Here is a 23119-nt window from a genome sequence, read left to right as displayed (position 1 = left end):
GTTGGTGGGGAAAGGACGGAACTGTTGAACTTGCGAGCTAAGACGCGCGACGAGTTCCCACGGGGCTGGTGGCGATCGGGACGCTGGTGGCTCGAGGGGGCCCGCGAGCTGGGAGTGAACTGCCTTGCTGCGCTGGCGTCAGTGCTCTTCGTGCGCGAGGTGCTGCGCTTGGTCCGCGACCGGGACAGCCCCGATGACCTGGCGCGCCGGCGGGTGCCGACTGAGGGCTGGGTGGCAGGTCTCCTGCTCGGATGTATGGCATTGGGCAGCTTTACCGCTCTGGCGTCTCTGGCAGCGCAGACGGGCTCCTCCAGCCCTGACCGGGGCCTGGTTCAGGTCGCGGTCCTCGTGTCCATGCTGTGGTGGCTGGCCAACGTGGTCGTCTCAGTGACCGCGCTGGCAGTGCTGTCCAGGTCGCGGATCCGGCACATGGATGCCTGGGCCGAGATCGACTTCGTCGAGACACATGCGCCAAAGTACGGACGGCCGCCGGAGACTGTCGAGGAATACAGGGCACTGCGCCTGAAGGGTGGACGACACTAGGCCCGGGGAACAGTTGGCCAGCCGGCCATCCAGATGCAAGAGGACCCCGTGGACATGATGTCCACGGGGTCCTCTCTTCCCGTCGGGTGTGGCGGCCGCACTGCAACACCTGTCTCAATCCCTCCGGGGGCCCTTGTCGAAGATCCGTGAGATACGGTCCATTCCTTCTGCGCTGAAGATGTCCGAGACCGCACCGGCTGTTCCGCTGCGCGGCAGCTCCGAGCGCAGAGTGAGCTTGGCGTAGCCTCTGGTCGGCCTGGACTCGATGACGTAGACGATCTCGTGTGAAACGAAGGACGAGGTGTCCGAGTCCGGCTTCTTCTGGTGTGTGAGCACCCGGAAGCCCGGGCGGTCGCCGATGTAGTCGAAGAACCTGGCTAGCGTCTCCTCTTCGAGCTGCCGCCGCTCCTCTGCGTCGCGTCCGGAGATCTCGATCAGCTGGATGTGTGTGCAATCAACGTCGGCAGTCGGCCGGCGGATGTCGTCGAAGTCCCAGGTGGCCCGGGCAGCCCGCAGCTGCTCGTCGCTGGGGTACGCCACCCGGTCTTTGTAATACCTGATCGGCCCGATGAGCGTCATGCTCGACTTCCTGCATCCTGTCCGGCGCATGGGTGCGTTCCGGAAGAGAAAAGGCAGAGCCCCGCGGACGGGTGGTCCACGGGGCTCCGGTGCTGCAGGTCGGTCGAGTCAGTCAAGGGGTCAGCCTCCTTAGCCGCAGTACTTGGTCTTGACGGCTTTGCCCTGCTCGCTGTCGACGGGCACGAGCACGACGTCGTTGACGCCGTTGGAAAAGACGAACTCCATGCTCGACTTGTCCTTGCCGAAGCTGATCGTTCCGGTCTCGGTGGTGCTGCGGCCCTTCTCGGTCCAGTCCACGGAGGTCTTGGACGCGTTGATCTTGCCGGTGCCGCGGAGGGTGTAGGCGTCCTTGAGCTCACCTTTGGCAGCGGCCGCCTTCGGGTCGTCGAGGACGGAGTTGATGGAGTGGCACGCCAGGTCCTGGCGGCTGGCGGTGTCGAAGTAGGTGATCTGGTCACCGTCCACCACGACAATGTCGCCGTTCTGTCCTTCCGAGGTGGCGAAGTACCGCCCGTCCCCGCCGGAGCTGCTGCAGCCGCTGAGCACGAGCGCGGCGCATGCCAGGGCCGCAGTGGTCGCGGCCAGCTTCGTCCGCGTCACGTGTGCGGTCCTGGTGATGTCCATGGTCTTCTCGTCCCCCTGGTCGGTCCTGTCGTCCTGGCTCTGTGTGTCCAGGCAATGAGTGCTCGGAAGGTCCAGCGTCTCGGCTCCACAGTTCAGAACTGTTTCCCCGAGCCCCCGTTCCCAGACCACGCCCGGGAGCCGAAGCTGGACTATCCACGCCCGCCTGGAACGGACGACCTGCTCAGCCGAGACTGAGCAGGATTTCCACTCCTATACCTGTTTTCTCTACCAGTATGGCAGACCACGTACCACATGTACCACCTTGCACATGTCAGTCAGGAGTTGACTGGGACAACTCCAGACACAGGGAGCAGCACGCGGATCCCTGTGCGGAGAACGCCTGCAGGATCACGCCGTCGTGTCCGGTGTGCCACTCAGACCCGTCGGGGCCGGGCACCACGCCGCAGACAGGCAGCAGATTGTCGGGTTTGGAATAGAGGTGATGGATGGTCGTTATGGTCGCATCGGGCATGCCCTCATTGTCCATCAGGGTCGGTTGACTTGGTCAGACCAACCCGTCTACGAACATATGCCCGAACACCCCAATCGGCGGCGTTCAGCGGGGGTCTATCACCGGTCGTCCACGGGGCGGCCTAGACATCCAATGTCCCTCGCGACGAGTAACATCGCATGTGCTTGGCATGCGGCGGCGATTGCGCTCCCGGAATCCGGCGGGTCCTGACGGCAAGGCTTGCTTTGCGGCGAGGGCGCATCCCGGTTCTCGAGCCTGAGGTTACCCACCTCGCAACATTTGGTGGTCAACCCATGCGGGGACTCATAGTTGGCCCCGCTCACCGCGGTCAGGTGTGTCATGCCCACCACCTTCATGGCGTTGCCCAATCCCTGGTCCAGGGCGCTGGTGTCTCCGGTGACCATTCCCGGCAGGAGACCACGGGCGTCGGGCTCCAGGAAGGACGCGGCCGCTACGAACCGGCCCCGGAGCTCCCGTGCAGTCTCCTGAAGGACTGGACCGGCCGTTGACCGTGCGGGTGAAGTGGAGGCCACAAGGTTCCCCGCCTCCGTGCGTCCCGGCTCGGCGGGCCGCAACGTGCCGGCGGCGCGAACCGTTTGTCCCGGCACCACCGGGCCCCAGTCCCGGCCGCCCATGACAACCAGCGGGGTATGGGTCCGGATTCGCACCCCGCCGGTGGAGACTTCCTGGGTCACCACTGGCACGGACCACCGTTCCGCCGCTCCCCCGGGGCCGGTCACGGCACGCGGAGTTCCGGCTACCTCGACAACGGCGACGACCGATCTGCCTGCCGAGATCGCCTCTGCCAGCGGTCCGTCGAAACGCTGGGCCGAGCCGGCGGCCGAATGCGCGGCGGCGGCAGCAGCAAGCATCAGGGAGACCCCGACGGCGGCGACGAAACTCCGTGGCCGGGCCGTCCGGCGTGGCTTGGATCGGACACCGCGAATGGCCGCACGCCTGCCCCGCCGGCTACTACTGGCGGCCCCGGAAATGAATGCCGCGGCCGCTGCAGCCAGGGCAGCGCACATCAATGCCAGTGACGCGGGCGGCAACCAGATCCCTGCCACCGCGCCTCCCCATACCAGGACAGCCGGGAGGGCGAGGCGGAGATCGGTGCGGCGCCGCGGCGCCGTGGAACCGGAATCCGCTGCTGCCGGGGCGTCGGCCTTATCCCTCGCGCGCTTCCGCGCCGAGTCTATGCACCGTGTCCAGAAGCACCGGGCGTCCAGCCGTTGACGTGAACGGAGCCTGGGCGTTCGCGACGGACCCGCGGTTCCTGAGGGCACCTGCCCCTGCACGGGCCTTGGCGGCCCGGCTGCTTCTCCCCGGACGGCCGACTCCACGAACCTGCCCCAGGGGCTCGGCTGCAGGTTCCGGCCATTGCGGTCCTGCTCTGGCGTACCGGGACCGTTGCCACCGCCATGCGACCCCATCTCAGACCGTCACCAGGGGCAGCAGGGACTCAAGCATCTTGGGCCCGACACCATCCACCGCGTCCAGTTCCTCAACACTCTTGAAGGGGCCATGGTCCTTTCGCCAGTCCACGATCCGCTGCGCGAGCACCGGGCCGACCTTGGGCAGGGTGTCCAGTTCCGCCATACTGGCGGTGTTGAGGTTGATCTTCCCGCCGGGGTGGCGTGTCCCGGCAGCCGGCCCGGCAGTTTCCGGGCCATCAGCGCTTCCTGTTCCTTGGGCGGCCGGAAGCGGCTCCCCCACCTTTGGGACCTGGACCTTCTGTCCATCTTCCAGGACAAGGGCGAGATTGAGCCGGTCCACGTCGGCGTCGGCTGCGGGACCGCCGGCGGCAGCGATGGCGTCGTCAACGCGGCTGCCCTGGCGCAAACGGAAGACCCCGGGGCTGCCTACCGCCCCAGCGACATGTACCACCACCAAGCCCCCGGACGCGGACACCCCCTGGGACTGGCCGGAATCCGCTGACGAGTCCGGGCGGCCCTCTGCCGAACCGGCAACCGGGTCCTCCGGGGAGGGATGGCTGCCACCGGAAGTGCCCACCCCGCCCAGTGGCAGGATTTCGGGGGCGACGGCTCCCGCCTGCCACCAGAACCAGGCTCCGGCAGCCACGGCCACCGCGGCCAGCAGCGCGGCGACGCGCAGTCCCACCCGCCACCGGAGCCGCGGGGCCGCATCTTTTCGGCCACCCGCACCGGACACCGTGCCGGTCTCGTCGGGTTGTCCCGGGCCCTGGTACTCAAAGCCAGCCGAGCCCGGACCATCGAGCAGGAGGCCTGGGCGTCCTCCACCCAGCGTGGACTGGAGCCGGTCCCTCGCATGCCGCGCCTGCTGACCTGCTGCTCCAGCATCCCGGCGTGACATAGTTTCACCCTAGGAAGCCCTGCCACCGGGCGGCATACACCAAAGCTCCTATGTGGAAAGGCTCCCGTCGCCGGTTCCCCTGCCAACAATGACAGCAAGCACTCCGAGCCCGGCGTGCGCCGCGAGGACCGCGGGCAGGGAACTGATCTGTGCAGGAGGGCAGCCGGGCAAAGCCGCTGCCAGCCTCGCGGCCAGGCCGTCCGCCTCCGCCTGGTTTCCAAAGTGATGAACAGCCAGGCGCACGGTTTCACCAGAGCGGGGCACCGCTTCGGCCGCAACGATTTCCTCCAACCGGGCCACGGCGCGCGCGGCAGAACGCACCCGTTCCAGCGGAACGATCCTGCCGCCGTCGACCGCCAGGATGGGCTTGATGGCAAGCATGGTGCCCACGAGCGACGCCGCGGCACCGATACGCCCGCCACGGCGCAACTGTTCCAGGCTGGGAACGTAGAAGTAGACCCGGGTCCGGGTTGCCTGGGCGTGGGCGGCCGCGGCCACGTCGGCACAGCCTGCACCGGTTGCCGCTGTTGCGACCGCAGCCTGGACTGCCATGCCCTGGGCCATGCCGACAGTTTGCGTGTCCACCACCTCGACCGGAATTCCGACCCTCGCCGCGGCGAGCCTCGCAGCGTCCGCCGTACCGGAAAGTTCACCGGAGATGTGGACTGACACCACGGCCTCGAATCCGCGTTGCGCGGCTGCACGGTAGGCCTGCTCGAACTGCCCGGGCGATGGCCGGGACGTTTTGACCGCGGTGCCGGAGGCGAGGGCCACGGCGATGGTCTCCAGGATGTCGTCTTCGCCTTCGCCGTAGATCTCCGCCCCCACCATCACGGGCATCGGTACGACAGTCAGGATTCCGTCGTGCGGAAGCCCGGCAAGATAGCTGGCCGGCAGGGCTGCTGCGGAGTCTGTGACGACGGCGGTGCGGACCGCGGCGCCGGGGCCCGGACGCGCGGTCCCGGGACGGGCAGAGGGCCTCAGGGCCGACAGCCGGGACCGTACCCATGGCCAGGCGGCGGCATTACTGTCGGGCAAGGGGCCTCCTGGCTACGGTGTCCGGCTCAGGCGACACCGGCCGCCGGAGACTATCCGACGGCCGGTGGATGCTGCGGGTGCAGTGGTCAGGCCGGAACGATGTTGACCAGCTTAGGCGCACGGACAATGACAGTCCGGATGCCTCGGCCGTCGAGGGCACGCTGGACATTGCCGGACGCCAGGGCGAGCTCACGCAGTTGGTCCTCGGAAACGTCCGGAGACACCTCCAGCCGGTCGCGCACCTTACCCTGCACCTGGACAACGGCGGTGACCGTGTCCTGGACCAGGAGGGCAGGATCGTGTGCCGGCCAGCCTGCGTTTGCCACCGATGCCGGGTGGCCCAGCAGGTTCCACATGTCCTCGGCCGTGTACGGCGCGAACAGGCTGAGGATCACGGCCACGGCCTCGGCGGCCTCGCGGACGGCCGGATCCGCGGCGCCGGCCCCGGAATCGATGACCTTGCGGGTGGCGTTGACCAGTTCCATCAGCTTGGCCACCACCACATTGAACTTGTTGGCATCCAGCAGTTCGGAGGCGTCGGCGATGGTGCGGTGCGTTACCGAACGCAGGGCGCGGTCACCGGCTGCGGCGTCCACGCCGGGGCTGCTGGTGACATCCTGGGCCAGGCGCCAGGCCCGGGCCAGGAACTTGGCAGACCCTGACGGCGACACGTCAGCCCAGTCCACGTCGTCCTCGGGCGGGGAAGCGAAAACCATGGTCAGCCGGACGGCGTCCACACCGTACTTGTCCAGCTGTTCGCCGAGGTCCACGCCGTTGCCCAGGGACTTACTCATGGCCTTGCCGCCGTTGAGCACCTGCCCCTGGTTGAGGAGGGCACTGAACGGTTCGTCGGCGTCGATCATCCCCAGGTCGTGGATGACCTTGGTGAAGAAGCGGGCGTACAGCAGATGGAGGATGGCGTGCTCCACGCCGCCGACGTACTGGCCCACCGGCATCCAGTCGTTGATCCTGGCAGGGTCGAACGGGCCCTCGGTGTACTCCGGCGACACGAAGCGCAGGAAGTACCAGGACGAGTCCACGAAGGTGTCCATGGTGTCGGTGTCGCGCTTGGCCGGGCCATGGCAGCTGGGGCACTCCACGTTGACCCACGCCTCGGCGGCGGCCAGCGGGGACGTGCCCTTCGGGGACAGGTCTTCGCCGCGGAGGTTCTCCGGCAGGGTGACCGGCAGCTGCTCGTCCGGGACGGGCACCTCGCCGCACGCCGGGCAGTGGATGATCGGGATCGGCGTGCCCCAGAACCGCTGACGGCTCAGCAGCCAGTCCCGCAGGCGGAAGTTCACGAACTTCTCCCCGGTGCCCTGCTGCTCCAGGATCGCGATGGCCGCCGGGATGGCCTCGGCCTTGGGCAGGCCGTCCAGCTCGCCGGAGTTGACCAGCGTTCCTTCGCCGGTGGTTGCCGTGCCGGAGACCGCGGGGTCTTCCTCGCCGGTGTCCAGCACCGCCCGGACCGGCAGGTCAAAGGTCTTGGCGAAGTCCAGGTCGCGCTGGTCATGGGCAGGGACGGCCATGATGGCGCCGGTGCCGTAGTCCGCCAGGACGTAGTCGGCGGCCCAGACCGGCAGCTTTTCGCCGTTGAGCGGGTTGATGGCATAGCGGCCGGTGAAGACGCCGGTCTTTTCCCGTTCGGTGGACTGCCGTTCGATCTCGGAGAGCGCCTTGACCTGTTCGCGGTAGGCGTCCAGGGCCCCGGCGTGTTCCTCGGTGACCAGTTCGACGGCCAGCGGCGCGTCCGCGGCCACCACAAAGAACGTCGCACCGTACAGGGTGTCGGGGCGGGTGGTAAAGACCGTGACGTCCTTGGCGGCCTTGCCGCCGTCGGCCTCGACCACGAAGGTGACGTGGGCGCCCTCGGACCGGCCGATCCAGTTCTTCTGCATGGCCAGCACGCGCTCGGGCCAGTGCCCGCGGAGCTCGTCCATGTCGTCCAGCAGCCGGTCGGCATAGTCGGTGATTTTGAAGTACCACTGGTTCAGGGACTTCTTCGTGACGGCGGTGCCGCAGCGCTCACACGCGCCGTTGACAACCTGCTCGTTGGCCAGCACGGTCTGGTCCTTGGGGCACCAGTTGACCGGCGAGTCCTTGCGGTAGGCCAGGCCGCGCTCGTAGAAGCGCTTGAACAGCCACTGGGTCCAGCGGTAGTAGCCGGGGTCCGAGGTGTGCAGGCGGCGGGACCAGTCCGCGGAGATGGCGTAGCGCTTGAACGACGCAGCCTGCGTGTCGATGTTGGCGTAGGTCCACTCGCTGGGGTGCGCGTTGCGCTTGATCGCGGCGTTTTCCGCGGGCAGGCCGAAGGAGTCCCACCCGATCGGGTGCAGGACGTCGTAGCCTTTTTGGCGGAGGTAACGGGCCACGACGTCGCCCATGGCGAACGCTTCGGCGTGTCCCATGTGCAGGTCGCCCGAGGGGTACGGGAACATGTCAAGCACGTAGCGGCGTTCCCGGGACCCGTCGTCCACCGGGGTGAAGACCTTGAGGTCCTCCCACACCTGGGGCCATTTGGCCTCCATGGCGGTGAAACTGTAGGTGCCCTCTTCAGGCTCTGCCGATACTGTTGTTGTTCCGGTCTCTGTCTCCGGCTGAACGCCCACTGCTGCCCTTTTCTGTTCTGTTACGGCATCGGTGCTGCCATAACGGCCTGATCCTCCTGCTGACGGCCCGCATGCCCCGGACACACAAAAGCCCCTCACCATTGGAGGGGCTGCCGCTCAGCTGTCACGTCTGGGACAGCCGGCGGCTAACTAAGCAGAAGGATCGCACGCATGGATCTACTTTAGCGCACCCGTACGCCGCGTGCCGCAGCAGGGAGCCGGGACTCGTTGCATTAGCGGGCCCAAGCGCGCATGATCATCCCAAACGTTGGGAGGTGGTGTGCGGTGCCGGATGCAACCACCGCCGGCCCCGGCCAAGGTGCGCCCCTGTCCCTATGGCTGGCAAGCGCCGGCACGACCGGCTTCCCTGAACTGCGCGGCACAGTTGAGGTGGACGTGGCAGTAATCGGGGGCGGGGTCGCAGGACTGACGGCAGCGCTGGCCCTCAAACGTTCGGGCCGGTCGGTAGCCGTTCTTGAAGCCGCCCGGATCGGCACAGGCGTCACTGGGCATACCACCGGCAAGGTGACGTCCCTTCACCGTCTGGCATATACGGCATTGGAACGAAGTCACGGCGCAGTCGCCGCAGGGGTCTACGGGAAGGCGAACCAGGCTGCCGTGGAACACATCGCCCACTTGGTGGCGGCGGAGGACATCTCCTGCGGCTTCCGGAGGGTTGCCAACTTCACCTTCGCCGGGAGTAAGGACATCCTGCCGCAGGTGCGCGCCGAAGCCGAACTGGCCGCCAGGCTTGGACTTCCCGCCTCATTCACGGCCGAGGTACCTCTGCCGTTCCCTGTGGCGGGAGCCGTCCGGTTTGACGGCCAGGCCCAGATTCACGCGGTGAAGTACCTCCAGGGGCTGGCCGCAAGAGTGGACGGAGACGGCAGCTTCGTTTTCGAAGGAAGCCGGGCCGTTGACCTGCAAGACGGCGCACAGGTGAAAGTCGCCGCCGGGGACGGCACCGTGCTGGCCGCTGACGCGATTGTGGCCACGAATGTCCCCTTCGGAGACCATGGCAGGTTGGAAGCACTGTGCCCGCCACACCGCTCCTACATCGTTGCCGCGTCGGTGGACGGGCCTCCCCTGGACGCCACGTTTATCAGCGCCGATGAGCCCATGCGGTCGTTGCTCACGGTCCGGCTGAACGGGGTGACGTACCTGCTGACCGGCGGCGAGGGCCACCCCGCCGCCGAACACGTGGATCCGGTGCAGCGGTATGCGAGCCTCGCCGGCTATGCCCACAGCCATTTCGGGGCCGGGCCCGTTGCGTACAGATGGTCCACCCAGGACGCCGTTCCCCGGGACGGGTTGCCCTGCGTCGGGCCGCTGAATCCGGACAGCCGGCATGCCTTCGTCATCACTGGCCTGCGCAAATGGGGGCTGACCAACGGTACCGCCGCCGCGCTGATGCTCACGGACCTGCTCAACGGCACCCCCAACGAATGGGCTCCGCTGTTTGACAGCAACCGCGCACCGGGGCGGCCCGGGGCCAGGGCGGCAGCGGATGGCCAACCTGCGGCCGACGGAAGCCCCGCCGGGCAGGAGCCCGGCCCGGACGACGTTGCTCGGCAGGTGGCGGAACTAGCCCCTGGGGATGGCAAGGTGATTGACGCGGGCGGGACCAGTACGGCCTACTACCGGGGCCAAGCCGGTGAGATTCACGCCGTGTCCGCGACCTGCACCCATCTGGGCTGCACCGTCGGCTTCAACCGGGAAGACGGCACCTGGGATTGCCCTTGCCACGGTTCCCGGTTCACCGTGGACGGCGAGGTCATCCAGGGACCGGCCACCGAGGTCTTGTCGCCGCTGCCCGCACCCTGAAAGCGCCTCCCCCTCGCCCACGCCTGGCTGGGGCCGGACATGCAAGGGCCGCCCCGCCGGATACCGGCAGGGCGGCCCCAAGAGCAAAGGACGCTATCGCACGTCCTCGTCAACCCAGTCCATGGACTTGGTGACGGCCTTCTTCCAGAGGCGCAGCTGGCGCTCCTGCTCCGCCTTGTCCATCTGCGGCTCCCAGCGCTTGTCCTCGGACCAGTTGGCGGACAATTCGCCCAGGTCCTTCCAGAACCCGACGGCGAGGCCGGCCGCGTAGGCGGCGCCGAGCGCGGTCGTTTCCACGACCTTGGGCCGGATCACCGGAACGCCCAGGATGTCCGCCTGGAACTGCATGAGGGCATCGTTGGCCACCATGCCGCCGTCGACCTTCAGCTCACTCAGCGGAACGCCGGAGTCCGCGTTGACGGCGTCAAGCACCTCGCGGGTCTGGAACGCGGTGGCCTCCAGGGCTGCCCGGGCGATGTGGTTCTTGTTGACGAAGCGGGTCAGGCCGACGATCGCACCACGGGCGTCCGAGCGCCAGTAGGGAGCGAAGAGGCCTGAGAATGCGGGAACGATGTACACGCCGCCGTTGTCTTTCACGGCCGCGGCCAGGGTCTCCACCTCCGGTGCGCTGCTGATCATGCCCAGGTTGTCCCGCAGCCACTGGATCAGCGAGCCCGTGACGGCAATGGATCCTTCCAGGGCGTAGTGCGGCTTGGCGTCGCCGAGCTTGTAGCCAACGGTGGTGAGGAGCCCGTTCTTGGAGTGGACGATCTCCTCGCCGGTGTTGAAGATCAGGAAGCAGCCGGTGCCGTAGGTGTTCTTGGCTTCGCCGGTGTCGAACGCGGCCTGTCCGAACGTGGCTGCCTGCTGGTCGCCGAGGATACCTGCCACCGGCGTCTCGCGGAGCAGCTGGGATCCGTGGACCTCGCCGTACACCTCGGAGGAGGACTTGATCTCCGGCATCATGCTGCGCGGCACACCGAAGATGCCCAGGATTTCGTCATCCCACTGCAGCGTATCGAGGTCCATGAACAGCGTCCTGGAAGCGTTGGTGACATCGGTGACGTGGACACCGCCGTCCACGCCGCCCGTCAGGTTCCAGAGGACCCAGGCGTCCGTGTTGCCGAATACCAGGTCTCCGGCCTCGGCTTTCTCGCGTGCGCCGTCGACGTTGTCCAGGATCCATTTGATCTTTGTCCCGGAGAAGTAGGTTGCCAGCGGCAGCCCCACCTTCTGCTTGAAACGGTCCCCGCCGCCGTCCTTGGACAGTTCGTCAACGATGTCCTGGGTCCGGGTGTCCTGCCACACGATGGCGTTGTAGACCGGTTTGCCGGTGGTCTTGTCCCACACCACGGCGGTTTCGCGCTGGTTGGTAATGCCGACGGCGGCAATATCGTGCCGCGTCAGGTTCGCCTTGGAAAGAGCGGAGCCGATGACCTCACGGGTGTTGTTCCAGATTTCCGTGGCGTCGTGCTCAACCCAGCCGGCCTGCGGGAAGATCTGTTCGTGTTCCATCTGGCCGGAGGAGACAATGGCGCCGCTGTGGTCGAAAATGATGGCGCGGGTGCTGGTGGTGCCCTGGTCGATGGCGATTACATACTGGTTCATGATGACGTCCTTGTCCGGTTTGTTGATCTGTCGTGTGGGTTCAGGATGCTGCGGTGACGATGATGGGGACTATGCGGGCCACGAGGCCACCGAGTGCGCCGCCGATCAACGGTCCGACGACGGGCACCCAGGAGTAGGCCCAGTCGCTGGAGCCCTTGCCCTTGATGGGAAGCAGTGCGTGGGCGATCCGGGGTCCGAGGTCGCGGGCGGGGTTGATGGCGTAGCCGGTGGGGCCGCCGAGGGACACGCCGATGCCTACCACGAGCAGGGCAACGGCGAGCGGGCCAAGGCCGGAGGGGGTCCCGCCGAGGGTGAGGATGACCAGCACCAGCACGAAGGTGCCGATGACTTCGGTAACGACGTTCCACGGCGTGGACCGGATGGCCGGCCCGGTGGAGAAGACGCCGAGCTTGCCGGCGGGCTCGGGTTCGTCATCGAAGTGCTGCTTGTAAGCCAGCCAGCAGACCACGGCGCCGAGGAATGCGCCCACCATTTCGCCGCCGAAGTAGGTCAGGGTGGAGGCGAAATCCACGGTGACGCCCGGGGCGTACTCGGCTTTGCCGTTGAGCAGCAGGCCGAGGGTGACGGCGGGATTCAGGTGCGCGCCCGACTTGGCGGCGACGAAGACACCCGCGAAGACGGCGATTCCCCACCCCCATGTGACCATGAGGAACCCGCCGTTGTTGCCTTTTGTCCCCCGCAAAGCCACGTTGGCAACGACGCCGCAACCCAAGAGGGTCAGCATGCCGGTACCAAAGACTTCGGAGAGGAAGACTATTCCTAGAGACATCTTTGACTCCTTCTGTTTTTAGTTGTCGGCCCTCCGCGGGTGGAGGGCCGTTGGGCCGGGGTGACTGACTCCCCCGGCCGCCAGCCCGGCCTCAGGAGACCAGGCTGTGCGTTTCCACCCGGTGGAAACGCTGCAGCACGTCCTGGGCGTGCTTGATCTCTGCGGTCCGCGTTGCTGCGTCCCACTTGAGCGGTCCGGAGAGCACCTCGGCTGCCTCATTGAGCAACTCGCCGGTGACCAGTCCCCGGAAAGCCAGGGAGGTGCGCCGGATCAGGACATCCACCAAGTGGCCCACCTGTTCGTGTGCGGCCATGAATTCCAGTTCCCGGACGCTGAGCTCACGGGTGGAACGCAGCGCCTGGTCAGGGGCGGCGTCGAGGTACCCGATCACTTCTTCGGCGCGCGTTCCGTAGCGGGTCAGCAGGCCCGCCGTGCGGTCCGCGTCCCTACCGGCGGACATGTGCGCCTTGATCCACTGCTGGACGCCGTTCTCGTCAGCGGGGAAACCGGCTCCGCCGCCGATGGGCAGCTGCGCGGTTGAAACCTTGCGCTGCATGCCGAGTTCGGCGAGGACGTCGTTGGCGAGGTGCTCTGCAAGGGCGCGGAACGTTGTCCACTTGCCACCCACCAGGCTCAGGACGACGGCGGAGCTTGCGTCGGGTCCGGAGGTGCGCCGTTCGATGCGGTAGTCGCGGGAGACGAAGCCGGGCTGGGTGGCATCGTGGCTCGGCAGGGGGCGGACGCCGGAGAACGTGTACACGATGTGGTCCGGTGTCACGTCGATCGAGGGAAAGACGTGGCCGATCAGGTCGAAGAAGTACGCAATCTCCTCATCGGTGCAGATGGCGTCCTCGGACATGTCGGCGTCGACGTCGGTGGTGCCCACCAGGACCCGGTCACCCATCGGGTAGATCAGGACGATCCGGCCGTCGGTGTGCTCAAAGAAGATCTCCCGGCCGCGGCACGCGGCCAGGAGGCCCGGGTGGTCCAGCACAATGTGCGAGCCCTTGGTGCCGCCCATGAATGATGATGCGGCACCCATGGCTCCGTTGGTGAGGTCCACCCACGCGCCGGTGGTGTTGACGATGACGTCCGCCGTGAAGTCGAATTCCTCGCCGGTGAGTTCGTCGCGAAGCCGGACCGTGCTGCCCCGTCCGGTCCCGGGGTTGGGGGCCGGCGACATGGACTGCAGGGAGAGGTAGTTGCTGGCACGGGCCGTGTTGCCTTGAGCCTGCTCCGTCCCGGCCGGGCGGCCGGCTTTCTCGCCGTCCTGCAGGACATCGAGGGTGAGCCGCTCCGGGTTGTGGACGGAGGCATCGAAGTAGGTGGCCGTGTATTTGACGTCCGGGCGGAGGGCAGGCAGTTCTGCGAGGGCCGCCTTGTGGGTCCGGAACTGGTGCCGCGGCACGGTCCCGCCGTCACGGGAAAACGAGTCGTAGAGGCTCAGCCCGGCTTTGATGAGGAACGCACCGCGCTCCTTCGGCTTGCCCTGCTGCTTGTGGGTCAGGAAGCGCAGGGGCGCGGACAGGATGCCGGAGAACGTGCTGAAGATGGGAATGGTGGTCTGGAGCGGCTTGACGTAGTGCGGCGCGATTTTCAGCAGCCGGTTGCGTTCCACCACGGACTCACGGACCAGGCGGAACTCGCCGTTTTCGAGGTAGCGAATGCCGCCGTGGATCATGTGCGACGACGCGCCGCTGGCCCCCTGGCAGTAGTCACCGCGTTCCACGAGCGCCACGTCGACGCCTTGCAGCGCCAGGTCACGGAACGTGCCGACGCCGTTAATGCCACCACCCACCACCAGCACTTTGGCGTGCGGGCGCCGCCGGAGGCTGTGCACCGATGAACGTTCGGCTCCGGCTCGGGGGGCGCTGGCAGACGGTTGGACAGTTGGTTCCTTGGGTCCCAAAACAAACTCCCTTGGGGCTTTGAGTGATGCGGTCGCCACCGTGGCGCGCCGCCGTTCTGCTCTATTCTTTGGAGAGATGGAAAATGGAGTCAAGCACTATGCACAAACGTGCAGAACGGAAATGAGATGACACTTTCCAGGGACGCAGATGCCCTCCGAGCTGCACAAATGTACTATCTGCAGGACCTCACCATGGACGCGATCGCACGCGAACTGCGCACGTCCCGGTCCACCGTTTCACGCCTCCTGTCAGCCGCCAGGGAATCGGGACTGGTGCAGATCCAGATCCGCAACCCGCTCGATACCGGCCCGGAACTGGAAGGCATGATCCGCCGCCGCTACAACCTGGACGTGCACGTTGTCCCGGTCCTTGGGACGCTCAACGAGGCAGAGACCCTGGACCGTGTGGCCATGCAGGCCGCACGCACCATCGGCCCCCTGGTGGACTCCAACGCCATCATCGGCGTTGCCTGGGGATCCACCCTCAGTGCGGTCAGCCGGCACCTCACCAGGAAGATTACCCACGACAGCGTCATCGTCCAGCTCAACGGCGCGGGAAACATGCACACCACGGGCATTACCTACGCCAGTGACATCATGCGCAGATTCGGCAGCGCCTACGGCGCACGGGTGGAGCAATTTCCGGTGCCGGCCTTCTTCGACCACGCCGCCACCAAGACAGCCATGTGGAATGAACGCAGCGTGCAGCGCATCCTGGAACTCCAGGCCAAGATGAGCATCGCCATCTTCGGCGTCGGTTCGGTCCACGCCGACTATCCCAGCCACGTCTACGCCGGCGGATACCTCGACGAGGAGGACCTGAACGCGCTGGCCAACTCGGACGTGGTGGGCGATGTTGCCACCGTGTTCTTCCGGGCTGACGGGTCCTCGGACGGGATCGTCCTGAACGAACGCTCCACGGGCCCGGCACTGGCCCAGCTCCGCCAGGTTCGCCGGAGGATTTGCGTGGTCTCAGGTGTCTCCAAGATCAACGGCCTCCGCGGGGCCTTGGCGGCCAGGCTGGCCACCGACCTGATCCTGGACGAAGCCACCGCCCGCCGCCTGGTCGATTACGAGGGCCTGACAAGCTGAAGTGGGTAGAGTCGTTTCCATGAGAACCTCACCCCGGCTCAGCCTGAACAACGGCGTGCTGATCGACCAGCTTGGCTTTGGGCTGTACAAAGTGCCGGCGGCGGACGCCGAAGGCCTGGTGGCCACGGCGCTCGCGGCAGGCTACCGCCACTTTGACACCGCGGCCATGTACGGGAACGAGACCGGCGTTGCGCGCGGCATCAGTTCCCAGCTTGGCGACGGAACCGGAAGTGGCGGGTCCGGGGAGCTGTCTCCCTCCCTGGCCCGGCAGGACGTCTTCATCACCACCAAGGTCTGGAACGACCATCACGGCTACGATTCCACGCTGCGTGCCTTCGACGACTCCATGGTCAACCTGGGCCTCGACTACGTGGACATGTACCTGATCCATTGGCCTTGCCCGCGACGCGGGCTGTTTCCGGAAACGTACCGCGCACTGGAGACTCTCTACCGTGAAGGCCGCGTCCGTGCCATCGGCGTCAGCAACTTCCAGCCCGCCCACCTTGACCGGCTCCTGCAAAGCGCTGAAGTGGTTCCCGCCGTCAACCAGGTCGAACTGCACCCCTGGCTGCAGCAGGAGGAGTTGCGGAGCAAGCACGCGGACCTGGGGATCCGGACGGAAGCGTGGAGCCCGCTGGGCCGCGGCCAGGTACTCGCCGATCCGGTCATCGAGGCCTGCGCTGCCGAGCACGGCAGGACCCCGGCACAGGTTATCCTCCGCTGGCACATGCAGCTGGGCAACATCGCCATCCCCAAGGCAAGTTCCGCGGACCGCATCCGGGAGAACCTGGACGTCTTCGGTTTCGACCTTTCCGAACGGGACCTGGCTGCGATCAATGCGTTGGACCGCGGGCAGCGTACCGGTTCGCATCCGGACAACGTCAACTAGGCGCGGACATGGATACCGTGAACCCGGGGCCCTCCCCTGCGCCCGCATACTTCAGTGCCGGACTGGCAGCGCGAACTGCAGCCGGCACCGTAACCCTCGACGGCGGCAGGGTGGCGTTCTGGACCTATGAGCCGCTCGAGGAAACAGCGGAAACCCGCACCATCCTGGTGATCCATGGTTTCCGCGGTGACCATCATGGGCTCCTGCGTGTCGCGGACCAACTTCCGGACATGCGCATCATCATGCCGGACCTGCCGGGCTTCGGCCGTTCGGACGCCTTCGCCCGGGACGAGCATTCGGTGGAGCGCTACGGACAGTTCATCAGCGACTTCATGGCGGCCCGGGGGCTGGGACCGGACACCGTGCTGCTGGGCCACTCTTTCGGTTCGATCGTGGCAGCGCACTTTGTGGCCGGCCATCCCGGCGCAGTCCGTCCCCTGATCCTCATCAACCCCATCGCTGCCCCGGCGCTGGAGGGGCCCAAAGGCGTGATGACGCGCCTGGCAGTCCTGTACTACCGGCTGGCGGCAAGGCTCCCCCGCACGCCGGGGCTGGCCCTGCTGCGCAACCGTCTGATTGTGCGCGTCATGAGCGAGACCATGGCGAAGACCCGTGACAAGGAACTGCGGGCGTTCATCCACGGCCAGCACCACGCGTACTTCAGTTCCTTCGCCGACCGCGACAGCCTGCTGGAGTCATTCACGGCGTCGGTCAGCAACCACGTGGCCCAGGTGGCCGGCCGGCTGGACCTCCCCGTACTGCTGGTGGCCGGCGAAAGGGACGAAATCGCCACGCTTCCCAGCCAGCAGCGCCTCCTGGCACTGCTGCCGGACGGGGAGCTGAAGGTGATTCCCGGCGTCGGACACCTGATCCACTACGAAACCCCGGAGCCCGCCGCCCGCTATATCCGCAGCTTCCTGAAGGATCATCCCGCGTGAAGATTGTCATTGATGCCCGCTTTACCCGCACCGACCACCATGACGGCATCAGCCGCTACGGGGCCAGCCTGATCGCCGCTACGGCCAAGCTCGCCGACGTCTCGATGCTGGTCTCCGATGTCCGGCAGCTCGCCCTCCTGCCGGATGTCCCCTACACGCTGATCAGCAGCCCGCTCTCACCGCTGGAGCTGTTCGTGGCCCGCAAGGTCAACAGCCTCGGGGCCGACGTGGTGGTATGCCCCATGCAGACCATGGGCACCTGGGGCAGGAAGTACGGCCTGATCCTGACCCTGCACGACCTCATCTACTACGAGCACCCCACTCCCCCGGGATTCCTGCCGGCACCGGTCAGGCTGCTCTGGCGCCTGTACCACAAGGCGTTTTGGCCCCAGCGGCTGCTGCTGAACCGGGCCGACACCGTGGCCACCATCAGCCGTACCACCGAGGCACTCATAGCCAAGTACCGTCTCACCCGCCGCCCGGTGCGCATCATCGCCAACGCCCCCCAGCCCGCCCGGGTCCACCGCACCCCGGGCGATGGCGCGGACAGGACGATCATCTACATGGGCTCGTTCATGCCCTACAAGAACGTGGAAACCATGGTGGCCGGAATGTCCGGACTGCCGGGCTACACCTTGCACCTGCTGAGCCGGATCAGTCCACAACGGCGGGCGGAACTCGAAGGCCTGGTGCCGCCGGGCGCCTCCGTGGTGTTCCACAACGGCGTCACGGACGAGGAATATGACGGGCTCCTGCGGCGGGCCACCGCGCTGGTGAGCCTGTCCAGGGCCGAGGGCTACGGGCTCCCTTTGGTGGAGGCCATGGCCGTGGGGACGCCCGTGATCGCCAGCGACATCCCGATCTTCCGCGAGGTGGGTGGAGACGCAGCCCTGTATGTGGATCCTGGCTCCCCCGAACAGTTCGCGCGCGCCGTGGCGCAGCTGCAGGATGACGGGCATTGGCAGGACCTGTCCCGGCGTTCCGTGGCGCGGGCAGCTGAATTCAGCTGGGAGGAATCAGCGAGGCAGCTGGTGGATGCGGCACACGAAGTGGTGGCGAACAGGCGGCGCTGAACGGGCGCCGAAGCCGCGACACGCAGGCCGGGCAACAGGCACCGTGCCGGGAACGTCCTACAGGACGTCCACGCCGTCCAGGCGCAGCTGTACCGGCTCAACGGTCCGCTTCGCGGCTGAGGCTGCCCGGGTGACCCGCAGGACGCGGACGACGGCGGCCGCCTGGCCATAGGGGAAGAACAGCAGGGTCCGGACGTCCTCGGCCGAGCGCCTCCCGGACGGCGGAGCGGTGAGCACCAGCGGCGCAGGGCCCGCGGTCCGCACCGTTGTTCCGACGCTGCCGAGCCCGGCCTCGACGGCGGCCGTGTAGTGCTCCACAGCGGCGCGCGGCCCGGTGACGGATGCGATTCGGACCGCCGGCGGCAGTTGGAGTTCCATCCGCAGGGACAGCTCCCGCTGTGCGTAGCCAGCGGGGTCCCAGCGGAGCAGTGCGCCCGTGGCGGCAGGGTCCGTGGCCGTCACCACCACCAGGCCGCCGTCCGGGGCAGGCCGGACCAGGGCCGCGGCGTTGAGCCACCGGCGGACCGTATCCTCGCCGGCACGGAGCGTTTCCCGGCGCAGCAGGGAATCGCCGTCCAGGAGCAGGGCCGCTGCATAGCCGCCAGCTGCGACGGGCTCAGCCCCCACCGTTGCCACCACCAGGGCTTTTGCTTCCCCCACCCGGGCCTTCACTTGGTCGCCGGACGAGGTAATGACGGTCTTGCCGGGAAAAGCCCGGCCCAGTTCCTCGGCAGTACGCAGCACCCCGGTGGCCCCTTTCCGGAGCCGCCGCCCGCCGCAGTGGGTGCACTTCCAGTCCGGTGCCGGAGTGGAACACCAGCGGCACTGGGGCAGCGCTGACGTGCCTGCCAGTGCCAGCGGCCCCTGGCAGGTTCCGCAGCGCGCTGGTTCGCGGCACGTTTCACAGACCAGTGACGGCGCGTAGCCGGCCCTGGCCACCTGCACCAAGACAGGTCCGCGCTCCAGGCCTTCCTTGGCGGCCTGCCAGGCCGCGTGGGGAAGCCGGGCGACAGTGGCCAGCGGGTCCCGGGCCTGCTCGTAGGTGTCGGAGGTGCTGACGACGCGGGGAACGGTCGCCCTTAGGGTGTCGCGCGCGGTGCTGACGGGGACGGCCCAACCGGACTCCACCAGCCGCTGGACCTCCGTGCTGCGCGAGTGGCCGGCCAGGAGGCATGCGGCGCCTTCCTGTTCCGCCCGCAGGAGCAGGACTTCCCGGGCGTGCGGGTAAGGTGCCCGTTGCTCGATATGGAGGTCGTCGCCGTCGTCCCAGCAGGTGACCAGCCCAAGGTCTGGTACCGGCGCAAAGGCGGCAGACCGCGTGCCAATGGCCACCTTGGCGGTGCCGGCCAGCAAGCGCAGGTAATTCCGGTACCGGGGTGTGGGGCCGTCGTCTGCGGTGAGCCGTGCCACGGCATCATCGGGCAGCACATGCTTGAGTGCTGCTTCGAGGCGGTCAAGGTCACGGTAATCCGGCACCACCACCAGGGCGCCCCTGCCTGAGGTGTAGGCGGCGGCAGCGGCCTCGGCGAGCAAGTGCGGCCACCCGGCGGGTCCGTAACCCTGGAGCGGGTTGACCACCGCGCGCGGCGTTCCCCCGGCCGCCAGGTGCCGCAGAAAGGCCGCCCCGGTGCGGTAGGCCGTCCAGGCTGACGGGCCGGCGGAAACGGGAGCGGTGCCCGCTTCTGCGGCCGGGCTACCGCCGGGGTATTCCTTTTCCAGCTTGGCGACGCGGGGTGGAACTGCGAGGCGGAGCACGTCGCTGACGGTGCCGGCGTACCGGGCGGCGACGGCCGTGGCCAGATCCCGGACGGCGGGGGTGAGGACCGGAACCGGTGAAACAACCTTGGCCAGGGGCACCAGGGCGTGGCCGGCGTCGGACTCCGCCACCCGTTCAAGGAGGAAGCCGTTGAGGTCCTGGCCGTTGAACTTGACCTTGACCCGCACCCCAGGCCGGGCATCCTGGTCAAGAGAAGCCGGGACGGCGTAGTCGAAGGGCCGGTCCAAGTGCGGGAGGGAGGACTCCACGAGGACCCGCGCCACCGGCAGCTGCGCTGCCAGGGCCCCGGCGGACGGAGTCCGAACCGGAAACCCCTGCAGCAGCGATGGCTGGACCGAACTGTCAGCAACCATGGCGGTTACCTCCGTTCAGCTACCGGGTTGGACATGGACAGCCAAGCACAGGGCACTGACATTGGTCTTCCGGACGCCTCCACGAGAACTGTCAGGCGTTGAAGAACGCCTTCAGGTCATCCACCCGGTCCAGCCGTTCCCACGTGAAGTCGGGGTCGTCGCGGCCGAAGTGCCCGTGCGCGGCGGTCTTGGCGTAAATGGGCCGCTTGAGGTCCAAGGCGTCGATGATGGCGCGCGGGCGCAGGTCGAAAATCTCGGCGATGGCGGCGCTGATCCTTGCCGGGTCAACGGTCTCGGTACCGAAGGTCTCCACGTACGTTCCCACGGGCCGGGCCTGGCCAATCGCGTACGCGATCTGGATCTCGGCACGCTTGGCCAGTCCTGCGGCCACCACGTTCTTGGCCACCCAGCGCATGGCGTACGCAGCGGAGCGGTCCACTTTGGACGGATCCTTGCCGGAAAAGGCGCCGCCGCCGTGGCGGGCCATGCCGCCGTAGGTGTCGACAATGATCTTGCGGCCGGTGAGCCCGGCGTCCCCAACCGGTCCGCCGATGACGAACTCACCTGCCGGGTTGAGGATGTTCGCGGTGCGCGAGAGGTCCAGGTTGGCACCGGCGAGCACGGGTTCGATCACGACGGCGGCGAGGTCGGCCCGGAGCTGCGCGAGGCTGGCGCCCTCCGCGTGCTGGCTGGAGATCACCACTGTCTCCACGGAGACGGGAACGTCTTTGTCGTAGCCGACGGTCACCTGGGTCTTGCCGTCCGGGCGGAGGTAGGCCAGCTGGCCGGTCTTGCGGACCTCGGTGAGCCGTTCGGAAAGACGGTGGGCAAGCCAGATCGGGGTCGGCATGAACGAGGGGGTCTCGTCGCTGGCGTAGCCGAACATCAGGCCCTGGTCGCCTGCGCCCTGGAGGTCGTAATCGTCCTCCTGGCGTCCCTCGCGCGCCTCGAGTGAGTTGAACACACCGCCGGCGATGTCGTTGGACTGCTGTCCGATGGAGACGGAGACGCCGCACCGGGCACCGTCGAAGCCGTTGGCCGAGGAATCGTAGCCGATGCCCAGGATAGTCTCGCGGACGATCTGCGGGATCTCGACGTAAGCGTCGGTGGTGACTTCGCCTGCCACGTGCACCAGGCCTGTAGTGGCCATGGTTTCCACGGCCACACGCGACTCGGGGTCGGCCGCAAGCAGCGCGTCCAGGATCGCGTCGCTGATCTGGTCGCAAATCTTGTCCGGATGGCCCTCGGTGACCGACTCGGACGTGAAGAGCCGGAGCGCGGGGGGCGTGGCCCCATGGGCCTGGGGAAGGTGCAGCGGTAAAGTCACTCAACTACCTTACTGGTTGGTGTTGGTTGCCAGGCGGGAGATGTCCCCGTGCTAAGCAAACGTGGCCTGAAACACTTCAGGCGCGGGGTGAAACGTGGTTCAGTTCAAAGCTGATGCGCCTGATGATGGCTTCCGCAACCTCGGTTTTGGTCCCGGACGCCTCCTGTGGTTCGGAGCCGGCCCGGGAGAGGATGACCACCGCATTGGAGTCCTGTCCGAAGACCTTGTCCGTCCCCACATGGTTGAGGACCAGCAGGTCGCAGCCCTTGCGCCGCAGTTTGGCTTCCGCGTAGACCAGGACGTCGCCTTGGCTGTCTCCTGTTTCGGCAGCGAATCCGACGACGAGCTGCCCGGCTGCGGCACGGTGTTCGTTGCGCTGCTCCACGAGTTCCTGCAGGATGTCCGGGTTGCGGACCAGGGTGATGACGGGGTCGGCGGTGTCGTCCCGCTTCTTGATTTTGGTGTCCGATACTTCTGCGGGCCGGAAATCGGCCACGGCGGCGGACATGATGATCACGTCGGAATCGGCGGCTGCGGCCAGGGCGGCCTCACGTAGCTCCAGGGCCGTCTCCACCCGTTGCACGTCAACCCCTGCCGGCGCCGAGACCTCCATGTGGGCTGCCAGCAAACGCACGGTTGCTCCGGCGTTCCGCGCGGCGACGGCCAGCGCCACGCCTTGCTTACCGGAGGACCGGTTGCCGAGGAACCTGACCGGATCCAGGGGTTCCCGGGTGCCACCGGCACTGATGGTGACGGTGCGTCCTGCCAGCGGAAGCTGGTAGTCTGACCGGCCCTGCACCAGGGCCATGGCCGCCTCGAATATCGCCTGGGGTTCCGGGAGCCTGCCGGGTCCCGAGTCGGCGCCGGTCAGCCTGCCGGAGGCGGGTTCCAGGACCGCCGCGCCACGCGTGCGGAGCGTCTCCACATTGGCGCGGGTGGCGGCATGTTGCCACATCTCCGTGTGCATGGCCGGGGCGAAGAGCACCGGCCCGTGCGCCATGAGCAGGGTGTTGGTCAACAGATCGCCGGCCTGGCCGGTGGCTGCCTTGGCCAGGAGGTCGGCCGTGGCCGGTGCGACGACCACAAGGTCGGCCTCGTGGCCCAGGCGGACGTGGTTGACCAGGTGCACGTCATCGAAAACACTGTTGCTGACCGGGTTGCCGGACAGCGCCTCCCAGGTGGCGGTACCGACGAACCGGGTGGACGCCTCGGTGGGAATCACCGTGACGTCATGGCCGGCTTCAGTAAAAAGCCGGAGGAGCGATGCCACCTTGTAGGCGGCAATCCCTCCCCCGACTCCGAGGACTATGCGCACGTGACCTCCGTCAACAGCGAGTCAG

Annotated in this window: 19 protein-coding genes; 6 read left to right on the top strand and 13 right to left on the bottom strand. The window is 67.3% G+C overall.

Features of this window, described 5'->3' with window-relative positions; translation table 11 throughout:
• Positions 1–24: 24 nt before the first annotated feature.
• On the top strand, positions 25–543 hold the full coding sequence (locus ACFVVC_RS01140) for a hypothetical protein (protein WP_387448072.1): 519 nt from the start codon (positions 25–27) through the stop codon (positions 541–543).
• A gap of 114 nt (positions 544–657) precedes the next feature.
• On the opposite strand, the gene ACFVVC_RS01135 is transcribed toward ACFVVC_RS01140, so the two are convergent.
• The 7 genes from ACFVVC_RS01135 to leuS all read right to left on the bottom strand — a co-directional run bounded on the left by ACFVVC_RS01135 (position 658) and on the right by leuS (position 8199).
• Entirely contained in the window at positions 658–1122 is a 465-nt protein-coding gene (locus ACFVVC_RS01135) for a hypothetical protein (RefSeq protein ID WP_387448071.1), read from the bottom strand.
• 129 nt (positions 1123–1251) lie between these two features.
• The gene (locus tag ACFVVC_RS01130) at positions 1252–1722 is read right to left on the bottom strand and encodes a hypothetical protein (RefSeq protein ID WP_387448070.1); all 471 of its coding nucleotides are present in this window, start codon (positions 1720–1722) and stop codon (positions 1252–1254) included.
• A gap of 295 nt (positions 1723–2017) precedes the next feature.
• Complete coding sequence (locus ACFVVC_RS01125) at positions 2018–2218, bottom strand: hypothetical protein (RefSeq protein ID WP_387448068.1); 201 nt, start codon at positions 2216–2218, stop codon at positions 2018–2020.
• 98 nt (positions 2219–2316) lie between these two features.
• A complete protein-coding gene (locus ACFVVC_RS01120) occupies positions 2317–3090 on the bottom strand; it encodes a hypothetical protein (protein WP_387448067.1) in 774 nt (257 codons plus the stop codon).
• Between the two features lie 562 nt (positions 3091–3652).
• Positions 3653–4552 carry a ComEA family DNA-binding protein gene (locus ACFVVC_RS01115; protein WP_387448065.1) on the bottom strand — a complete coding sequence of 300 codons (900 nt, stop codon included), beginning with the start codon at positions 4550–4552 and terminating at the stop codon, positions 3653–3655.
• A 48-nt stretch (positions 4553–4600) separates the two neighbouring features.
• The gene (locus ACFVVC_RS01110; protein ID WP_387448063.1) at positions 4601–5590 is read right to left on the bottom strand and encodes a DegV family protein; all 990 of its coding nucleotides are present in this window, start codon (positions 5588–5590) and stop codon (positions 4601–4603) included.
• Between the two features lie 86 nt (positions 5591–5676).
• A complete protein-coding gene (leuS, locus tag ACFVVC_RS01105) occupies positions 5677–8199 on the bottom strand; it encodes a leucine--tRNA ligase (protein ID WP_387448062.1) in 2523 nt (840 codons plus the stop codon).
• Between the two features lie 285 nt (positions 8200–8484).
• Here leuS and ACFVVC_RS01100 point away from each other — a divergent pair, with 285 nt between their 5' ends.
• Positions 8485–10023, top strand: coding sequence for an FAD-dependent oxidoreductase (locus ACFVVC_RS01100; protein ID WP_387448061.1), 1539 nt, complete (start codon positions 8485–8487; stop codon positions 10021–10023).
• Between the two features lie 93 nt (positions 10024–10116).
• On the opposite strand, the gene glpK is transcribed toward ACFVVC_RS01100, so the two are convergent.
• The 3 genes from glpK to ACFVVC_RS01085 form a co-directional block, all read right to left on the bottom strand.
• The gene (gene glpK, locus ACFVVC_RS01095) at positions 10117–11631 is read right to left on the bottom strand and encodes a glycerol kinase GlpK (protein ID WP_387448059.1); all 1515 of its coding nucleotides are present in this window, start codon (positions 11629–11631) and stop codon (positions 10117–10119) included.
• Positions 11632–11671: 40 nt separating this feature from the next.
• Entirely contained in the window at positions 11672–12421 is a 750-nt protein-coding gene (locus ACFVVC_RS01090; RefSeq protein ID WP_387448057.1) for an MIP/aquaporin family protein, read from the bottom strand.
• Between the two features lie 91 nt (positions 12422–12512).
• Positions 12513–14330: a glycerol-3-phosphate dehydrogenase/oxidase gene (locus ACFVVC_RS01085; protein ID WP_387448056.1), complete on the bottom strand. Its 1818-nt coding sequence runs from the start codon at positions 14328–14330 to the stop codon at positions 12513–12515.
• A 126-nt stretch (positions 14331–14456) separates the two neighbouring features.
• Here ACFVVC_RS01085 and ACFVVC_RS01080 point away from each other — a divergent pair, with 126 nt between their 5' ends.
• Genes ACFVVC_RS01080 through ACFVVC_RS01065 form a run of 4 tightly spaced genes read left to right on the top strand, consistent with a single transcriptional unit; the run spans position 14457 to position 18322 of the window.
• Complete coding sequence (locus ACFVVC_RS01080) at positions 14457–15422, top strand: sugar-binding transcriptional regulator (RefSeq protein ID WP_387448054.1); 966 nt, start codon at positions 14457–14459, stop codon at positions 15420–15422.
• 19 nt (positions 15423–15441) lie between these two features.
• A complete protein-coding gene (locus ACFVVC_RS01075) occupies positions 15442–16311 on the top strand; it encodes an aldo/keto reductase (protein WP_387448052.1) in 870 nt (289 codons plus the stop codon).
• A gap of 8 nt (positions 16312–16319) precedes the next feature.
• On the top strand, positions 16320–17249 hold the full coding sequence (locus ACFVVC_RS01070; RefSeq protein ID WP_387448050.1) for an alpha/beta fold hydrolase: 930 nt from the start codon (positions 16320–16322) through the stop codon (positions 17247–17249).
• Positions 17246–18322, top strand: a complete 1077-nt coding sequence (locus tag ACFVVC_RS01065) for a glycosyltransferase family 4 protein (RefSeq protein ID WP_387448048.1) — start codon at positions 17246–17248, stop codon at positions 18320–18322. Before ACFVVC_RS01070 ends, ACFVVC_RS01065 begins: the two co-directional genes overlap by 4 nt.
• 57 nt (positions 18323–18379) lie before the next feature.
• On the opposite strand, the gene ACFVVC_RS01060 is transcribed toward ACFVVC_RS01065, so the two are convergent.
• From ACFVVC_RS01060 to coaBC, 3 genes are all read right to left on the bottom strand, one after another.
• The gene (locus ACFVVC_RS01060) at positions 18380–20452 is read right to left on the bottom strand and encodes a primosomal protein N' (RefSeq protein ID WP_387448046.1); all 2073 of its coding nucleotides are present in this window, start codon (positions 20450–20452) and stop codon (positions 18380–18382) included.
• Between the two features lie 91 nt (positions 20453–20543).
• A complete protein-coding gene (metK, locus tag ACFVVC_RS01055) occupies positions 20544–21779 on the bottom strand; it encodes a methionine adenosyltransferase (RefSeq protein ID WP_387448044.1) in 1236 nt (411 codons plus the stop codon).
• A gap of 76 nt (positions 21780–21855) precedes the next feature.
• Complete coding sequence (gene coaBC, locus ACFVVC_RS01050; protein ID WP_387448042.1) at positions 21856–23094, bottom strand: bifunctional phosphopantothenoylcysteine decarboxylase/phosphopantothenate--cysteine ligase CoaBC; 1239 nt, start codon at positions 23092–23094, stop codon at positions 21856–21858.
• Positions 23095–23119: the final 25 nt, after the last annotated feature.

Source organism: Pseudarthrobacter sp. NPDC058196 (assembly GCF_042882685.1).
Lineage (GTDB): Bacteria > Actinomycetota > Actinomycetes > Actinomycetales > Micrococcaceae > Arthrobacter.
The sequence above is the reverse complement of the archived record's forward strand: the minus strand, read 5'-3'. Positions and strand labels throughout refer to the sequence as shown.

Coding starts and splice junctions, on each gene's coding strand:
- ACFVVC_RS01135 (WP_387448071.1), bottom strand. CDS start 1,122: ATGACGCTCATCGGGCCGATCAGGTATTACAAAGACCGGGTGGCGTAC.
- ACFVVC_RS01125 (WP_387448068.1), bottom strand. CDS start 2,218: ATGCCCGATGCGACCATAACGACCATCCATCACCTCTATTCCAAACCC.
- ACFVVC_RS01120 (WP_387448067.1), bottom strand. CDS start 3,090: ATGCTTGCTGCTGCCGCCGCCGCGCATTCGGCCGCCGGCTCGGCCCAG.
- ACFVVC_RS01115 (WP_387448065.1), bottom strand. CDS start 4,552: ATGTCACGCCGGGATGCTGGAGCAGCAGGTCAGCAGGCGCGGCATGCG.
- glpK (WP_387448059.1), bottom strand. CDS start 11,631: ATGAACCAGTATGTAATCGCCATCGACCAGGGCACCACCAGCACCCGC.
- ACFVVC_RS01090 (WP_387448057.1), bottom strand. CDS start 12,421: ATGTCTCTAGGAATAGTCTTCCTCTCCGAAGTCTTTGGTACCGGCATG.
- ACFVVC_RS01080 (WP_387448054.1), top strand. CDS start 14,457: ATGACACTTTCCAGGGACGCAGATGCCCTCCGAGCTGCACAAATGTAC.
- ACFVVC_RS01075 (WP_387448052.1), top strand. CDS start 15,442: ATGAGAACCTCACCCCGGCTCAGCCTGAACAACGGCGTGCTGATCGAC.
- ACFVVC_RS01070 (WP_387448050.1), top strand. CDS start 16,320: ATGGATACCGTGAACCCGGGGCCCTCCCCTGCGCCCGCATACTTCAGT.
- ACFVVC_RS01060 (WP_387448046.1), bottom strand. CDS start 20,452: ATGGTTGCTGACAGTTCGGTCCAGCCATCGCTGCTGCAGGGGTTTCCG.